Below are 17,132 nucleotides of genomic sequence, written 5' to 3' on the forward strand. Positions count from 1 at the left end.
GATGCCCGGCCTGCGTATCGTGCATTCGGAAGCCGCCACCAGCTTCGGCGGACAGGAAGGACGTATCTTCAAGGAAATGCACGCCATGCGAGCGCGTGGCCATCACCTCGAAGCGATATGCCAGCCGCGCGCGCAATTGACCGAACGTCTGCGGGATGCGGGCTTCACGGTGCATGCCGTCGACATGGCCGGTCCGGTCAACTACCTGAAGGGCGTGGCCGCCGTCCGCCAGATTTTGAAGGCAGGGCGGTTTGACGTGCTCAATACCCACAGCCGGCGCGACACGGTCATTGCGGCCCTGGCCGGCCGCATGGTCGGCACGCCCCTGATCGTGCGCACGCGCCACCTGTCCAACGTGGTCGGCTCGATGTGGTCTTACACCATCCTGCCGCACCGCGTCACCGCCGTCAGCGACCACGTGCGCAAGTACCTGATCAGCCGTGGCGTCCCGGCCGAGAAGATCGCCACCGTATATTCACCCATCGTGCTGCCCGCGCCGGTCGAACACTCCACCTTGCGCGGAGAGCTCGGCCTGGCCGACGATGACATCGTCGTGGGCTGTGTGGCCGTCATGCGCGCCACCAAGGGCCATAAGGACCTGATCGACGCCATCGCGCCACTGATGGCCGTGCGTCCGAAGCTGCACATGGTGTTTGTCGGCGCCGGCTCGCCGGTCTTCGAGCAGACGCAGGCGTACATTGCGCAGCGCGGCCTGCAGGACCGGATCCACCTGATGGGCACGCGGCGCGACGTCCCCAATCTGCTGGCGGGATTCGACCTCTTTGCCCTGGCCACCCAGCAAGAGGCATCCGGTACGGTCTATGTCGAAGCGCAGGCCAGCGGTCTGCCGGTCGTGGGCACCAACGTGGGCGGCGTGTCCGAGATGTTCCGCGACGGCGTGACGGGTTTTCTGGTTCCGCCCAAGGACCCGCTAGCGCTCACCGCGGCCCTGGAGCGTCTGATCGACGACCCGGCCCTACGCCGCACCATGGGCGAGGCCGGCCGCAAGATGGTCTGGGAAGAGGGCGTCTTTTCCCCCGCGCGCCTGGCGGAAACCACCGAAGCGATCTACAACCGCTGGCTGGCGGAGCGCCGCAAATGAACGCGCCCAACGTTCCGGTGCTGATGTATCACCACGTCACGCCGGCCGGCGGCATGATCGCCGCCACGCCCGACGTCTTCGAAGCGCAGATCTCACGCCTGGCCCGCGCCGGCTACCAGTCGCTCACCGCCGCGCAGTTCGCGGCCTATCTGGCGGGCGGCGGGGCGCCCGAACGCTCCGTGCTCATCACGTTCGACGATGGCTACCTGAACAACTGGGTGCACGCGCATCCCGTCCTGGCCCGTCACGGCATGCGCGCGGTGCTGTTCACCATCACAGGCTGGATCGGCGACGGCCCCGTGCGGCCGCACGCGGGACAGGGCGGTGCGTTGCCTCCCACGCCCGACCACCACGCCTGCAAGGAACTCGTGGCGTCTGGCCGTGCCGACGAAGCGATGCTGCGCTGGAGCGAAATCGAGGCCATGCAGGCCGCCGGCACCTTCGAATTCCATTCGCACACGAATACGCACACGCGCTGGGACAAGGTCTGCGGCGCCGACGTCAACGCCAAGCGCGAGCGCATCGCCCAGGACCTGCACGACTCGCGCGACACCCTCATCCGCCGGCTTGGCGGCGTGAGCGATCACCTCTGCTGGCCGCAAGGCTATTTCGACGCCGACTACGTGGCCGCCGCGCGGCAGGCCGGTTTCCGGCACTTGTACACTACCGACCCTTTCGGCCAGAACCTGCCCGGCGCGGACCCCGGTCACATCTTTCGTTTCGCGGTGCGCAATCGGGGCGGGTCCTGGCTGAACCGCCGGATCTGGCTGTCGCGCGACCCGTTCTGGGGCCCGCGCTATCACGCCTGGAAGGCCTGGAAAAAGCGTCTTAGGAATCGCGGATGAAGTTATCAGTCATCATCATCACCAAAAACGAAGCGGCCAACATCGCCGCCTGCCTGAAGTCCGTCTCGTTCGCCGACGAGTTCATCGTCGTCGATTCGGGCAGCACCGACGGCACCGTGGAGCTGGCGCAGGCGCTGGGCGCCCGGGTCGAAGTCACCCCCGACTGGCCCGGTTTCGGTCCGCAGAAGAATCGCGCGCTGGATCTGGCGACGGGCGACTGGGTCCTGTCGATCGACGCGGACGAGCGCGTCACTCCCGAGCTGGCGCAGGAAATCCAGGACGTGCTGCGCGCGCCCCAGGCCGACGCCTACGAGATCGCGCGCCTGTCCAATTTCTGCGGCCGCGACATCCGCCACAGCGGCTGGTGGCCCGACTACGTGCTGCGCCTCTTCAAGCGCGGCACGGCGCGCTTTACCGACGCCGCCGTCCACGAACGCGTGGTCCCCGCCAACGGCCGGCCCCTGCAGATGCGCGGCTACTTCAATCACTATCCGTACGACAACCTGGACGCGCTGATCAACAAGGTCAACCGTTACTCGTCCGACGCGGCCGCCATGATGTATGCCAAGGGCAAGCGCACGTCGGTCTTCGGGGCGCTGGGCCACGGTTTCTGGACCTTCGTGCGCATCTACCTTATCCGGCGCGGCTTCCTGGACGGCCGCCACGGTCTCGTGCTGGCCGTGACCGCGGCGGCGGGCAGCTTCTTCCGCTACTCGAAGCTGATGTTCCTGGCAGAAAACAAAAAGTGAAGATCCTCTACACGAACTTCCACGCGGGCAACGGCGGGGGCCACGTCACCTACATCATCAACCTGGCCAAGGCGCTGGCCCGCGATCACGAGATCACCGTGGCGGTGCCGGCCACCAGCCGGCTGTACCGCTACGCCAAGGCCATTCCGGGCGTCACGGTGGTGGACATGCGCTACACGACCCGCCCGTCGTCCTGGTTCAAGGACCGCGCCCGGCTGCAGCGCCTGATCGCCGACGGCCAGTTCGACATCATCCACGCCAACGGCTCGGCCGATCACAAGCAGGTCATGCTGGCCACGCTGGGCATGCGGCGCCGGCCGCGCATCGTGTTCACCAAGCACAACGATCACCCGCTGACCAGCTTCGGGCACAAGCTGCGGGTGGCGCTGGCCACCGATCACGGCATCGCCGTCAGCGACTACATCCGCGGCATGATGGAGCAGTCGCCTTACCGCAAGCGTCCCATCACCACCATCCGGCACGGCATCGACACCAATTTCTTTGCCCCGCCGCCGCCTGAAAGCCTGGACAAGCTGCGCGAACTCTTCTTTGGCCCGGACTGGCAAGGCAAGCTGCTGCTGGGCAGCGCCGGGGGCACCGATTACGACAAGGGCTGGCTCGACCTGGTAGCCGCGGCGGCCGCGCTGCCGCCCGCCGACAAGGCACGCATCTTGCTGATGGTGGCAGGCGATCCGCCCTCGGAGGCCAAGCTGGCGCGTGTGCGCGAGCTCGGCATGATCGATCAGGTGAAGTTTCCCGGGCTGCTCGATGACGTGCGCGCCGCGCTGGCGTCCTGCCATGCGGGCTTTGTCCTGTCGTACCGCGAGGCGCTGTCGTTTGCCTGCCGCGAGATCATGGGGCTCGGGCTGCCGGCGCTGGTCAGCGATGCGGGCGGCCTGCCGGAAAACGTAACTGACGGCGTGGATGGCTGGATCGTGCCCACGCGCGACATTCCCGCCATGACCGCCAAGCTGCGTTTCATGCTGGACAATCCGGACGCGGTTCGCGAGATGGGCAGCAAGGCGCGTGAGACGAGTTTGCGCGACTTCAACCTGCAACGTTTCGCCAGCGCCACGGTGGATGTGTATCAGCGTACGCTTGGCGGACGCTGAGCCATATAATGTCGATCTATGTCTATTCCAATCCTTATGTATCACCAGATTGGCGAGCCCAACCCCAAGGGCACGCCGTTTCGCGGACTGACGGTACATCCCGATAGCTTTGCGCGTCAGATGCGCTGGATGCGCCGGCTCGGTTATCGCGGTCTGTCCATGCGCGACGTCATGCCCTACGTCCGCGGCGAACGCCCGGGCAAGGTCTTCGGCATCACGTTCGACGACGGCTACCGCAACGTGCATCACAACGCGATGCCGGTACTGAGTGAATTGGGATTCACCGCCACCAATTATTTCGTGGCCCGGCAGTTCGACGGCGGCAACGTTTGGGACCTGCAGAAAGGCATCCCGTTTTCGCCGCTGATGAGCGTGCAGGAAATGCGGGAATGGGCGCAGGCTGGCAACGAAGTCGGTTCGCATACGCTTGACCACGTCCATCTCCCCGAACTCGCGCCCGACGAAGCGCGGCGCCAGATCATCGAGTCCAAGGCCGAACTTGAGCAGGCGCTCGGCGCGCCTGTCACCGCGTTCTGTTATCCCTACGGCGACCACGGCCCGGAACACCAGGCCATGGCGCGCGAGGCCGGCTACGACAACGCCACGCTCACCAAGCGCGGACTGGCGGCGGCGTCCGACGATCCCTTCGGCCTTCCGCGGGTGACGGTCGCGCGTTCCACCAACATCATCCGCTTTCTCCAGAAGTGCCTCACCCGGTATGAAGACAGCCGCCGCCGCTCGTAATCGGCGGCTTCGCATCGCGCTGTTGGTTGACCGCTTCGGCAATCGTTTTGGGGGCGCCGAGGCTTATGGCGTCGAGTTGATGCGCGTGCTCGGCAAGCGGCACGACGTTGCCGTGGTCGCGCGCGATTTCGACAGCGATCTGCCGTTCGACTACTTGCCCGTGCGGTTTCCCGGCTGGCTGCCCAGCTGGACGCGGGTGTTGTATTTCGCCTGGCGCGCCGACCGCCTCACCCGCGGCCGCTTCGATATCGTCCATTCGCACATGAACGGCTGGGCGGGCGAGATCCAGGTGATGCACGTGACGCCGGTCCGCTACAACCGCGTCACGCGGGTCAAGCCCTTGCAGCGCGTGACCGCGTGGCTCAGCCCGCGCCTTGCCACCTATCTGACGCTGGAAAAGCTGCGCGTGCGCAAGACGCCCCGGCGGCGCGTGGTGGCGGTGTCGGGCCTCATCATGGATCAGCTGCACCTCAGCTACGGCGAACAGCTTCCCGTCGACATCATCGCGCCGGGCGTCAAGCTGCCCGCCCCGGATGGCGACGGCGCGCGCGCGGCCACGCGCACGCGGCTGGGCTGGGGCGCCGACACGATCGGCTGTCTGCTGGTGGCGCGCAATCCGCTGCGCAAGGGGCTGCCCGCCTTGCTGGACGCGCTGGCGCTGCTACCTCCCCGTTACAAGCTGCTGATCGTGGGAGCCGACGAGCCCACCCGCGACCGCGTCCGCGCCGCCGGCGACATCGCCCGCCGCGTCACCTTGGTCGACCCCACTCCGGACGTCGGCCAGTATTTCAACGCGGCCGACATCTACGCCCACCCGACGCTGAACGACAGCTACGGCATGGCGCCGCTGGAAGCCATGTCGCACGGCCTGCCGGTCATCGTCAGTTCCCCTGTCTATTGCGGATTCGCGCAGTATCTGACGGCGGGCACGGATGCGCTCATCCTGCAGGACCCGCGCGATGGCGCCCAGTTGGCGCAGGCGCTGGAAAGCCTGGGTTCGGACCCGGAGCTGCGCGCGGCGCTCGCGTCGCGCGGGCTGGAAATCGCCCGCGACCAAAGCTGGGAGACCGTGGCATCGCGCTACGAGGCGCTCTACGAGCAGGTGCTGCTCGAGCGCAATTGAAAAACGGGGCTCTGCGAGCCCCGTTTTCAGTGATGCGGCGCTGTCGCGCGCTCCAGGTCGGCCAGCCAGTGGACCGCGTACTCACGGTCCGGGCCGCACATCTCGTGTTCAGGCTGAAGCCCGCCGCAGAAGTCCGGGCGGGAAGGGTCGCCAAAGATGGCGCACCGCATGTCCGGCAGCAGTTGAATACAGGGCACGCCAGCGGGCTTGCCCTGCGGCATGCCCGGAATGGGCCGCGTGATCGACGGCGCGATGCAGCACGCGCCGCAGCCCGAACGGCATTCCAGCGCGGCGCCGGCCAGGCTCATACCCATCCGCGCAACCAATAAACGAAGAGTCCCGCGTATTCCTTCACGATCGAGCGGCTGGCGTCGAACGTGCGTTCGTCGGGCAGCCACAAGGACAGCGACCCGTCAGCCGGCGCCACGATCTGCGGCGGCGCGGGGGCGGCAATCACTTCCACGCCCTGTTTGGAAAAGGCCGCCATCGCGCGAGGCATGTGCAACGCGGACGTGACCAGCAGCACCTTGCCGATGCCGCGCGACTTGAGCTGGTCTTCCGTCAGCATGGCGTTTTCGTAGGTGGTGCGGCTAGCGTTTTCCAGAATCAGCGCCGACTCCGGCACGCCTTGCTGGCGGATCGCATGCGCCATCCCGCGGGCTTCGCTGACATCGCCCTCCAGCGCGCCGCCCGACAGCAGCACCTTGGGCGCGCGGCCGGCCAGATAGAGGTCGGCCGCGGCATCCACACGCACCACGGCCGTGTCCTTGTCATAGGGCAAGAACCAGTTGGCGCGGCCGTTCGCCGTGTTGCCGCCCAGCACCACGATCGCGTCGGCCGTGGGCATTTCGGCTGCGGGCTTGTGCGGATACCGGTTCTCCAGCGCGCCGCCGGCCCACAACGAGGTCGCGGGCAACGACCAGGCCAATGCCCAGAGCAGGCCCGCGGCGACGAGGGAAAGGCCGATCTTGCGAAGCCGGAACAGTCCCAGCACCAGGCCAAGGACCACCAGGGTGATGCACAAGTTAAAGGGAATGATCAAATTCGTGAGATAGCTGGAAAAGGTCATTTCTAGACTGTCCTGATTACTACGTACCATCCAGCAGGCGTTCGGCCTGCCGTGCGACTTCCTCCTGCGACGGCCAGGCCTGGTCGGTGCCGACGCACACCGCGCGCGGGGACCAGGGGCCGGTGCGCTGCGGCTGCGTCACGCCGAACAGCGTGAGCTGCCGGGCCGACGCCGCCGCTGCCACGTGCGATACGCCGGAATCGTTACAAATAACCAGCGTGGCCCGGGCGGTCAGCGCCGCGAAGGCGCCCAGTCCCAGCGGCGGCAGCAACTGCGCCGTCGGCGCATTGCGCCGGGCTTCGTCGGTTTCGGCCGGAGGGGGGCACATTACCACGGTATGGCCGAGGGCCTGCAGGGCGCGCGTCAGTGTATCGAATCCCGGCCAGACCTTGATCCGGCCCTTGTGCAGGCCGGTGGCGGTGGGCGCGATCAGAACGAAGGGCCGGCCTTCCAGCCCCGCCTGAGCCAGCGCCTCGCCGGCCGCGCGCTCATGCGCCGTCGTCAGCGGCAGGTCCAGCGTCGGCCCCGGCTGGACGGGACCGCTGGGCAGATTCCAGCGGGTCAGGGCTTCGCGGGTGAGGTGATGCCAGGACTCGACGGCGTGCATCGGCTGGGCGGGCTTGGCGAACGGCCAGCGAAGCAGGAAGCTGCGGCCGTCGTCGCGGTAGCCCGCCGACGGCACGCCCGCCAAGCGGAACACCAGCGCGCTGGACAGAGAATCGGGCAACAAGAGGCCGCGGGCGCGGCGGCCCTGCGAGCCCAATCCCCGCCGGTGCGCGCTCACCGCCGCCCGGTCCGGGCCCACCTTGCCCCGCATGGGGATGAAATCCAGCTTCTCCACGCCATCGAGCAGATCGCGGGCCCAGGGACGGGCGCAAAGAACCAGGGGGAGACCGCTTGCGGCCAGGGCGCGCAGGCTGGGCAGGCTCATGCAGACATCGCCCACCCAATTGGGCAGACGGACATACAGGCAGCTGATATCGGACATGGAAGGGCGCACGGGCGCGGATAGGGCTAAGGGGCAGGGACGGCGCGCTGGCGCGCAGCCGGTACAATCCTGGGCACAATTGTATTAAAGCGAGTGATTCCTTTGAATTCTGCCGCACGGAATGCGCCAGCGGGCTCCCAGCCCGTCAAATCCGAACTCTGGTCCCGGATCTACAGCCGCGTGGGTTCCTATTGGAAGGGCTTGCTGGCGGCCGTCCTGCTCATGGCCGGCGCCGCCGCCACGCAGCCGGTGCTGGCAGTCATCATGAAGCCCCTGCTCGACGGCGGCTTCTCCGGCGCCAAACCGTACTACGTCTGGGCGCTGCCGCTGGCGGTCGTCGGTTTGATCCTGGTGCGCGGCATCTGCAACTTCTTCAGCGACTACCTGCTGGCCTGGGTGGCCAACAACGTGCTGCTGGGCATGCGGCGCGACATGTTCGAACGCCTTCTGGGCCTGCCCGACGCGGACTTCAAGCGCGGCGACACCGGCCGCCTCCTGAACCGCTTCACCATCGACGCCGGCAACGTTACCGGTTACGCCACCGACGTCATCACGGTGCTGGTGCGCGAAACCCTGGTGGTCATCGCCCTGATCTGCGTTCTGCTTTACATGTCGTGGGTGCTGACCCTGATCATCCTGGTGATGCTGCCGGTCTCGGTCATGATCTCGCGCTTCTTCATCAAGCGCCTGCGCCGCATCAACCGCGAAACCGTCAACATGAACGCCGAACTGACCCGCGTGGTCGGCGAGGGCATCGACGGCCAGCGCGTCATCAAGCTGTTCGACGGCTACGAAGTCGAACGCGGCCGCTTCGATTTCGTCAGCCGCCGCCTGCGCCGCTTTGCCATGCGCACGGCTACCGCCGATGCGGCGCTGACGCCGCTGACCCAGGTCTGCATCTCGATCTCCGTGGGCGCGGTCATCGCCGTGGCGCTCAGCCAGGCCAATAGCGGCTCGCTCACCGTGGGCAGCTTCGCCTCGTTCATGGCCGCGCTGGCCCAGATCTTCGACCCCATCAAGCGCCTCACCAACGTGGCCGCCCGCATGCAGAAAATGCTGGTGTCGGCCGAAAGTGTGTTCACGCTGATCGACCAGGTGCCGGAAAACGACACCGGCACCAAGGAACTGCCCGAGCCCGTGCGCGGCAAGGTCGAATTCCGCAACGTGTCGCACCGCTTCCCCGACGCCGACCGCGACACGGTCAACGACATTTCCTTTGTAGTCGAACCCGGCCAGACCGTCGCCCTGGTGGGCCGCTCGGGCAGCGGCAAGACCACGCTGGTCAACATGCTGCCCCGCTTCGTGCTGACCGACAGCGGCCAGATCTTCGTAGACGACGAGCCCATCAACGACCTGACGCTGCGTAGCCTGCGCTCGCACCTGTCGCTGGTCAGCCAGGACGTGGTGCTGTTCGACGACACCATCGCGGCCAACGTCGGCTATGGCGCCCTGGGCAAGTCCAGCGAGCAAAAAGTGCGTGACGCGCTCGCTGCGGCCAACCTGCTTGAATTCGTTGAAGGCCTGCCGCAAGGCATCAACACCCCGGTGGGTGAAAACGCCGCGCGCCTGTCCGGCGGCCAGCGCCAGCGCCTCGCCATCGCGCGGGCACTCATCAAGAACGCGCCCATCCTGATCCTAGACGAAGCCACCTCCGCGCTCGACAACGAGTCCGAACGCCAGGTGCAGGCCTCTCTGGAACGCCTGATGAAGGGCCGCACCACGCTGGTCATCGCCCACCGCCTGTCCACCGTGCAGAACGCCGACCGCATCATCGTGCTGGACGCCGGGCGAATCGTCGAACAGGGGCCGCATGCGGAACTCCTGGCCGCCGACGGACTGTACGCTTCGCTGTACAAAATGCAGTTCCGGGAAGACTGAGCCGCCGCGCGCCGTTCCCCAGACGCCGCCCTTCGGGGCGGTTTTTCATTGCCGAAGTTCCTGTTTGCCAAACCCGTGGTTTGCCGGAAAATGGCCCCAGCCCGCGCGTAGCGGGCTGGGCGGCGTCGCAGGCGCTTCGGCCCGCCATGCAACCAGGAGCGCTCCATGGCCCTGCCTTCCGAAGGCAATCAAGTCCTCAACGTCGTCGTCTTGCTCGGCGCAGCGGTAATTGCCGTCCCACTGTTCAAGCGTCTCGGGCTGGGCTCGGTCCTGGGCTATCTGGCTGCCGGCCTGGCGATCGGTCCCTACGGCATCGGTTTTTTCTCCGATCCCAAATCCATCCTGCACGTGGCCGAACTCGGCGTGGTGATGTTCCTTTTCATCATTGGCCTGGAGATGCAGCCCTCGCGTCTCTGGAAACTGCGCGGCGAGATCTTCGGGCTGGGCGTCGCGCAGGTGCTCGTCTGCGGCGCACTGCTCACGGGCGTGGGGTTGCTGGCGGGCCTGTCGGGCGCCGCGGCGTTCATGGCGGCGATGGGCTTCGTGCTCTCTTCCACGGCCATCGTGATGCAGATCCTGGCCGAGCGCGACGAGACCACCAGCGCGCAGGGCCAGCGCATCGTCTCCATCCTGCTGCTTGAAGATCTGGCGATCGTTCCGCTGTTGGCGCTGGCCGCCTTGCTGGCCCCGGCGGGCAGCGGCAGCGATGGCGATCCCTGGCTGCAGGCGGCCATCGCGCTCGGCTGCATTCTGGCGCTGCTGGCCGCGGGCCGGTGGCTGCTCAATCCGCTGTTCCGTCTGCTGGCCGCGGCGCACGCCCGCGAAGTCATGACCGCGGCCGCCTTGCTCGTCGTGCTGGGCGCGGCGCTGCTGATGGAACTGGGCGGCCTCTCCATGGCCATGGGCGCGTTCCTGGCCGGCGTCCTGCTGTCCGAGTCCACCTTCCGGCATCAGCTCGAGGCAGAAATCGAACCCTTTCGCGGCATTCTCCTCGGCCTCTTCTTTCTGGGCGTGGGCATGTCGCTGGACCTGTTGGCCGTGGCGCGCGAATGGCCGCTCATCCTGGCGGGCGTCGTCGTCTTCATGGCCGTCAAATCCGTGGGCGTGTATGTCGTGGCGCGCCTGCTGCGCGCGACGCACACCGAGGCGATCACCCGCTGCGCGTTGCTGGCGCAAGGCGGCGAGTTCGCCTTCGTGCTCTACAGCGCGGCCGCTGAAAAAGGCATCTTCGATGCGCACACCGGCGCGGTGCTGACCGCGGTCGTCATCATTTCCATGGCGCTCACGCCGTTGTGCGTCCTGGCGTTGCGCTGGCTGTTGCCCAAGCCCGTGCCCTCCATGGACGGCGTGGACGTGGCCCGCGATTTGGACGGCTGCGCGCTGATCGTCGGTTTTGGCCGTTTCGGCCAGATCGTGACGCAGGCGATGCTGGCCCGAGGGGTCAAGGTATCCATCCTGGACACGGATACCGACGCGATTCGCGCCGCCGCGAAATGGGGCGTGAAGGTGTATTACGGGGACGGTACGCGCGCGGACATGCTGCGTTCCGCCGGCGCCGAGAACGCCTGCGCCATCCTCGTCTGCATCAACGACCCCCGCGCCGCCACCCATATGGTGCAGCTCATCAAATCGGAATTTCCGCTGGTGAAGTTGGTGGTGCGGGCGTACGACCGTATCCATTCGCTGGCCCTTGCCCGCGAAGGCGTGGATTTCCAGGTCCGCGAAACGCTGGAGTCGGCGCTGGTGTTCGGCGAAGCGGCGCTTCGCGCCATCGGCGTGCCACCGGAAGAGGCCGAGGAGGTCATCCAGGACGTCCGGCAACGCGATAACGAACGTTTCGACCTCGAAGTAGCGGGCGGGCTGTTCGCGGGCCGCTCATTGCTCTACGGAAATATGACTGGCCAACCGGATGGCATAAACGACCGGCCTGACCGCGAAACCAGCGACACCGCCACCAGTCCATCCGCCTAATGACCCTTTTTCGGCGCGCATTTCGGGTTCTTTGCATTACTTTACGTATCATTTCACGCGCAAAATCAAACAGCTAGAGTAGATTGATCCTCAATGACGCTTCACTCAGGAAGCGCTTTTGCCAGGGGGCTGCCATGCTGCAAACGGACCGTAATTCGACCTCGTCGCACGCCATCGGAATCGAGCTTGCCCGGCGTCAGGCCATGACGCTTCGCTGCGGATTCTCCGGCGTGCTCACCCGCCAGTTGATGGCGCACGCCGGCGCGGTAGGGCCCGCATGGGCCATCAACGCCCACCGCGAAACCGACAAGGCGCGTGGCGCCAAGGCCTTCCCCTTCCGCATCGCCGCCGCCGTCTCCTGAAACCCCGGCCCGGGCGCGCGGCGCCCGGCGCCAGGTTGGCGCCGCGTCGCCGGCCAACCCATCCCGCCATCAATACCCGCCACCCGCGCTGATTGCCGCCTACGGCTTCGTGCCACGGGAGGCGATGCCTTGCGCCCGGCATCGGACACCGGCATCATCATGCAGAACTTGCAGATGAACCACGCCATCCCGACCGCCATCGCGAAGGAGCGCCGTATTGAATTCCCGCGGGATCGTGCACCGTACCCTGTACGCGTTGGCCGGCATCGTCGCCATCGGTATCTGTGCGGCGGCCATCTCCCTGTTATGGATGGATCGCCGCGTCACGTGGGAAGCCGCTTACGTATCGGCCCGCAATCTGGCCAGCGTGCTCGCCGCGGACATCGGCCGCACGCTGCACGTCTACGACTTGTCGCTGCAAGGCGTGGTCGAGCGCCTGCAAGAGCCCGGCATTGCCGACCTCGACCCGCAATCCCTGCACCGGTTCCTCTTCGACCGCTCGGCCACGGCAGCGTATCTTGGCGCCATCGTCGTGCTCGACGCGCAAGGCAACATCCGCTACGACTCGCTCGCCTTGACGCCGCCGAAGCTCAATTTCGCCGACCGCGATTATTTTCAGGCGCACCGGGACACCGACCGCGTGGGGCTCTTCGTCAGCCGGCCCTACAACAGCCGCCTGCGCGGTGGCGATGAAGGCATCGCGATCAGCCGGCGCATCACCAATGCCGACGGCAGTTTCGGCGGCGTGGTGGCCGGCTCCCTGCGCACGGCGTACTTCCGCGACCGCTTTGCCGAAGTGTCCATCGGTCCGCACGACGCCATCACGGTCTTTCGCAACGATGGCGCCGTTCTCTTGCGCAATCCGTACTCAAGCGCCGACGCCGGCAGCGGCATCGACGTGCCGCTCGATTTTCAGCAATACCTGATTGGACGCGAGGGCGCGTTCGTCGGCGTGCTGTCGCACGACGGCGTCAATCGGCTCTACGCGTTCGACGCCATCGAACGCACGCCCTTGGTGATCGACGTCGCGCTGGCCGTCGACGACCTGCTCGAACCGTGGGTGCGTCGCGCCGCGCTGATCGTGCCCATCACGTTGGCGCTCTTTGTCTCGGTGATGGCGCAGATCGTCCTCTTCAGGCGCGAGATGCGCTGGCGGCACGCGTTCGAAACGCAGTTGGCGCGTCAGGCCCAGACGGACGGGCTGACCGGCATCGCCAACCGGCGCACATTCGACGAAACGCTTGACGTGGAATGGGCGGCCGCGCGGCGCGATCGCACGCCGCTGTCGCTGCTGTTCCTGGATGCGGACCACTTCAAGCGCTACAACGATCGGTATGGCCACCAGGAAGGCGACGTGCTGCTCAGGACGCTGGCCCGCACATTCCAGAACAAGGCGCGCCGCCCGCGCGATCTGGCGGCCCGTTATGGGGGCGAGGAGTTCGTGGTGCTGTTGCCCGGGACCGGCCTCGAACAAGCCTTGGATATCGCCGAAGGCATCCGGCGCGCCGTCGCGGAGCTGGGGGTTGCACATGAAGACAACGAAGACGGCATCGTCACGGTCAGCATCGGCGTGGCCACTGCCGTTCCACAGGACAACGACGCCGCGGCTGCGCTGGTGGAGGCCGCCGACGCCGCGGTGTATCAGGCAAAGAAATCGGGCCGCAATCGTGTGGCGGCCGCGCCTGACGTGAAAGCTCTTCACGCATGAAAAAGCCCCGCCGCACCTTCAGGTGGCGGCGGGGCGATGTGGACTGCTGCGAGCCGACGCGGCGCTTAGCGGCCCATCACCACGGCTTGCAGACGCGTCTGTGCCTGCTGCACATTCTTGGCCTGCGCGTTCATCTCTTGCAGCAGCTTGTTCAGCTCGGCCTGCACGGAGTTGTCCGTCACCGTCACGCTGTTGCCTGAGATCTCGATCTTCGACTTGTTCGCTTCCACGTAGTCGGCAACCTTCAGGGCGACGTCGTAGGTGGCGTTGATCTGCGGCAGCACGTCGGCAAACGTGTCGGCCGGCAGGGTAATGGTCTTCTCGTATGCCTTGTCGTACACGACCTTCAGGTCTTCAGGCTGCTTGAGCTGGGCGCGAGCAGCGTCGGCCTTGGCGCGGTGATCCTTCAACGCCGCATTCATGTCGTTCAAACCAGCACGCACGGTCTTCAGGTCCTCGCGGCGCGTCACGATATCGTTCACCGAGCGCACCTGGCCCTTCTGCAGGATCCCCGACAGCGGCTTGACCGACGCGTCCATGCCGGAATTGAAGTCGGTGATCACCGCGTATTGGGCCGCGTAATCGCCAAACGACTTCTTTTCTTCTTCGGTCAGTTTTGGCACGCGCACGCCCGGCTTGTCCACGATGCGCGTCTGCAGGAACTGCGTGAACGCGGCGCGCTGTTCGGGCTCCTTGTCGCCGCAGGCAGCCAGCATGAGCGGCAGGGCCGCGACCAGCACCAGGAACGGACGGAATAGGGACTTCATTGCAATGACCTCCGAATGACTAGGGGAAAAACGCCGAGACGGTTACCGACCCGGCAAAGCGCCCGCAGCTTAGCGATAACCCTTAGTCGCCGCCATCGGTTTCAGAATTCATTGCAAACGAATCGTTAAGTCACAAAATCCACACATATCGAGTTGAAGCGCGTAGGCGAATCAGGTAAGCGTTGTCGTCATCGCGCACGCATTCAATGCAATGCGCGGCGGAGAATGGCTTGCAGTGCGGTTCATCGCCCGACTCGCTGGCCAGGATGCCGTTGCCAAATGCCTGACATTTCTGCCGCGTGAACCCGTGGATCTCGTGATGCATAAAAGAAAAAAGCCGCGCTAAGGTGCGCGGCTCTTCCTTCAGTCCGATGACTAGGCATTCTTCTGATGCTGTCAAACCAGGATGATGTCGTATTTCTCCTGCGAGTACGTCGCCTCCACTTCCAGCGACACCCGCTTGCCCACGAAGTCGCCGAGCATCGCCAGGTGCTGGCTTTCCTCTTCCAGGAAAAGGTCCACCACTTCCTGCGACGCCAGAATGCGAAACTCCTTCGGATTGAACTGCCTGGCCTCGCGCAGGATTTCCCGCAGGATTTCATAGCAGACCGTGCGCGGCGTCCGCACATTCCCCCGCGATTGGCACATGGGGCAGGGCTCGCAAAGCTGATGCGCCAGCGAATCGCGCGTGCGCTTGCGCGTCATTTCCACCAGACCCAGTTGCGTGAAGCCATTGACGGTCATGCGGGTCCGGTCGCGTGACAGCGCCTTCTTCAATTCCGCCAGCACCGTGTCGCGATGTTCCTGCTCCTCCATGTCAATGAAGTCCAGGATCACGATGCCGCCCAGGTTCCGCAAACGCAGTTGGCGCGCAATCGCCTGCGCCGCCTCAAGGTTGGTCTTGAAGATCGTGTCGTCGAAATTACGGCCGCCCACAAAGCCGCCGGTGTTGACGTCCACCGTCGTCAACGCCTCCGTCTGGTCGATGATCAGATAGCCGCCCGACTTCAGGTCGACCCGGCGCGACAGCGCGCGCGCAATCTCATCGTCCACATTTGCCGTATCGAACAACGGCCGCTCGCCGCTGTAATGCTGGATGCGGCCCACGACCGACGGCGTGTAAACACGCGCCCATTCCAGCATCGCGGCACTCGTCGTGCGCGAATCCACCAGGATCGTTCCGGTCTCCGGGCCCACCATGTCGCGCAGCACCCGCTGCGCCAGTGTCAGGTCCTGATGCAGGAGCGCGGGGGCGGGCTGCGTACGCGCCGCCGCCTGCACACTCGTCCACAGCTTGCGCAGATACTCCACATCGGCGGACAGCTCCGCGTCGTTGGCGCCCTCTGCCTGCGTGCGCACGATGAACCCGCCTTTTTCATCAGGCGGCATCAAAGCCTGCAGACGTTCCCGCAACTGGATGCGTTCCGACTCGGCGTCGATCTTCTGCGAAATACCGATGTGCGGGTCATGCGGCAGGTAGACCAGCATCCGCCCGGCCATGCTGATCTGCGTCGACAGCCGCGCGCCCTTGGTCCCCAGCGGATCCTTCACCACCTGCACCATGAGGGTCTGTCCCTCAAAAATCAGCTTCTCGATGGGCGTCGGGGTCAGACCTTGGCTGCGCTCACTGCGATTCTCGCGAAGATCCGCAATATGGATGAACGCCGCGCGCTCTAGCCCAATATCAATAAAGGCGCTCTGCATCCCCGGCAGCACCCGAACCACCCGACCCAGATAAATGTTGCCAACGTGGCCCCGCTGAATGCTTCTTTCGACGTGCAGCTCCTGGACGGAACCCTGTTCCACCAGCGCAACGCGGGTCTCGAACGGGGTGACGTTGATCAGGATGTCTTCGCTCATGGCGATCGCAGGGGGCATAACGTGTCTGTCTCCAATGAGGTGCGGCGTACAGGCGAATAGTAAACGTACATACTAGTCCCGCAATCAGGGGCCGCCGCCCTCTATATATATAGGGAGGATCGCCCATAAGCCATCCCACGCTCGGCAGGGCAGGGCCGACGCGCCTGGAAACCGCTGCCCCGAACAACAAATTTGCGACACCGGCGTGACAGCGCAAAATTCTGTGCTATAGTCTCGCTCCTTCGCAGCTCAGACAGTTTTGAGACGCGAAGCCAAGCAAGTGCAACAGGCGAAGCGGGGCAACCCAACCTCACCTGCCGCAACGGCAATCAGAAATGAGCGCCACGCGGTTATTGCAAGGATCGACGCAAATTAGGCAGAAGCCAGTTGCAAGATCTGCAAAAATTGTGCTATAGTTTCGGGCTTGGCAGTTACTGAAAAATTAGGGTTTACCCTGATGTTTCGATAACTGCTAGGACAGGACGAAAGTCCTGGCGAGACCTGAAGAGGTCGCCGCAAGAAAGCGAAGCAAACTGCGAAAGCAAAAAGCGAAGCTGACTTGACAAGCGATAAAAACTTCTTCATAATCTTGTTTCTCTGCTGCAACGACAGCGACGACGCAAAAGCGAAGTTAGCCGGGGTTGAAAGTAGAAACTGGTAGTACAGAATTTAGCAAGACCGCTCTTTAACAATTAAACAACCGATAAGTGTGGGCGCTTGATGCGAGTGCAGCGATTGGGTTTCGGCCTGATCGCAAGCACAAGAAATCAAGTGCTCACTAGAAGTGAAGTACCTTAGACGTCAAGTTTAAGAACATACCTCACTTCCTTTGAGTAGCGACGTATGACCTGGTT

General features: G+C 65.1%; 15 protein-coding genes. 10 read left to right on the forward strand and 5 right to left on the reverse strand.

From position 1 onward, the window contains the following. The first annotated feature begins 1 nt into the window (after position 1). From AC6LJW_RS13365 to AC6LJW_RS13390, 6 genes are read left to right on the forward strand one after another with little or no spacing between them, the layout of a single operon-like run. On the forward strand, positions 2-1,102 hold the full coding sequence (locus tag AC6LJW_RS13365; protein ID WP_498087529.1) for a glycosyltransferase family 4 protein: 1,101 nt from the start codon (positions 2-4) through the stop codon (positions 1,100-1,102). Continuing rightward, positions 1,099-1,947, forward strand: coding sequence for a polysaccharide deacetylase family protein (locus AC6LJW_RS13370; RefSeq protein WP_056567062.1), 849 nt, complete (start codon positions 1,099-1,101; stop codon positions 1,945-1,947). Before AC6LJW_RS13365 ends, AC6LJW_RS13370 begins: the two co-directional genes overlap by 4 nt. Then, a complete protein-coding gene (locus tag AC6LJW_RS13375; RefSeq protein WP_056567052.1) occupies positions 1,944-2,696 on the forward strand; it encodes a glycosyltransferase family 2 protein in 753 nt (250 codons plus the stop codon). The genes AC6LJW_RS13370 and AC6LJW_RS13375 overlap by 4 nt, the downstream gene beginning before the upstream one ends. Next, the gene (locus AC6LJW_RS13380) at positions 2,693-3,808 is read left to right on the forward strand and encodes a glycosyltransferase (protein ID WP_056567049.1); all 1,116 of its coding nucleotides are present in this window, start codon (positions 2,693-2,695) and stop codon (positions 3,806-3,808) included. The genes AC6LJW_RS13375 and AC6LJW_RS13380 overlap by 4 nt, the downstream gene beginning before the upstream one ends. Positions 3,809-3,826: 18 nt before the next feature. After that, entirely contained in the window at positions 3,827-4,552 is a 726-nt protein-coding gene (locus AC6LJW_RS13385; RefSeq protein ID WP_498087522.1) for a polysaccharide deacetylase family protein, read from the forward strand. Next, entirely contained in the window at positions 4,527-5,675 is a 1,149-nt protein-coding gene (locus AC6LJW_RS13390) for a glycosyltransferase family 4 protein (RefSeq protein ID WP_498087523.1), read from the forward strand. The genes AC6LJW_RS13385 and AC6LJW_RS13390 overlap by 26 nt, the downstream gene beginning before the upstream one ends. Before the next feature lie 26 nt (positions 5,676-5,701). On the opposite strand, the gene AC6LJW_RS13395 is transcribed toward AC6LJW_RS13390, so the two are convergent. The 3 genes from AC6LJW_RS13395 to AC6LJW_RS13405 are packed head-to-tail and all read right to left on the reverse strand — an operon-like array spanning position 5,702 to position 7,732. Beyond that, the gene (locus AC6LJW_RS13395) at positions 5,702-5,983 is read right to left on the reverse strand and encodes a YkgJ family cysteine cluster protein (RefSeq protein ID WP_082578978.1); all 282 of its coding nucleotides are present in this window, start codon (positions 5,981-5,983) and stop codon (positions 5,702-5,704) included. After that, complete coding sequence (locus tag AC6LJW_RS13400; protein ID WP_056567040.1) at positions 5,980-6,744, reverse strand: YdcF family protein; 765 nt, start codon at positions 6,742-6,744, stop codon at positions 5,980-5,982. The genes AC6LJW_RS13395 and AC6LJW_RS13400 overlap by 4 nt, the downstream gene beginning before the upstream one ends. A 19-nt stretch (positions 6,745-6,763) precedes the next feature. Then, positions 6,764-7,732 (reverse strand): glycosyltransferase family 9 protein, encoded by a 969-nt coding sequence (locus AC6LJW_RS13405; protein ID WP_498087524.1) that lies wholly within the window; start codon positions 7,730-7,732, stop codon positions 6,764-6,766. Between the two features lie 102 nt (positions 7,733-7,834). Between AC6LJW_RS13405 and msbA the strand changes: the two genes are divergently transcribed. The 4 genes from msbA (at position 7,835) to AC6LJW_RS13425 (ending at position 13,651) form a co-directional block, all read left to right on the forward strand. After that, complete coding sequence (gene msbA / locus AC6LJW_RS13410) at positions 7,835-9,610, forward strand: lipid A export permease/ATP-binding protein MsbA (protein ID WP_498087525.1); 1,776 nt, start codon at positions 7,835-7,837, stop codon at positions 9,608-9,610. Positions 9,611-9,775: 165 nt separating this feature from the next. Beyond that, positions 9,776-11,581 carry a monovalent cation:proton antiporter-2 (CPA2) family protein gene (locus tag AC6LJW_RS13415; protein ID WP_428323263.1) on the forward strand — a complete coding sequence of 602 codons (1,806 nt, stop codon included), beginning with the start codon at positions 9,776-9,778 and terminating at the stop codon, positions 11,579-11,581. Positions 11,582-11,715: 134 nt separating this feature from the next. Then, positions 11,716-11,943, forward strand: a complete 228-nt coding sequence (locus AC6LJW_RS13420) for a hypothetical protein (RefSeq protein ID WP_056567030.1) — start codon at positions 11,716-11,718, stop codon at positions 11,941-11,943. Positions 11,944-12,160: 217 nt separating this feature from the next. Then, positions 12,161-13,651: a sensor domain-containing diguanylate cyclase gene (locus AC6LJW_RS13425; RefSeq protein WP_498087526.1), complete on the forward strand. Its 1,491-nt coding sequence runs from the start codon at positions 12,161-12,163 to the stop codon at positions 13,649-13,651. Positions 13,652-13,716: 65 nt separating this feature from the next. Here the strand turns inward: AC6LJW_RS13425 and AC6LJW_RS13430 are convergent, their stop codons facing one another. Together AC6LJW_RS13430 and rng are read right to left on the reverse strand one after the other, a co-directional pair. Further along, positions 13,717-14,418, reverse strand: coding sequence for a DUF3053 domain-containing protein (locus tag AC6LJW_RS13430; protein WP_498087527.1), 702 nt, complete (start codon positions 14,416-14,418; stop codon positions 13,717-13,719). A 396-nt stretch (positions 14,419-14,814) separates the two neighbouring features. Beyond that, positions 14,815-16,278 (reverse strand): ribonuclease G, encoded by a 1,464-nt coding sequence (gene rng / locus AC6LJW_RS13435; RefSeq protein WP_498087530.1) that lies wholly within the window; start codon positions 16,276-16,278, stop codon positions 14,815-14,817. Positions 16,279-17,132: the final 854 nt, after the last annotated feature.

It is taken from the genome of Achromobacter sp. 1012554356 (assembly GCF_059760815.1).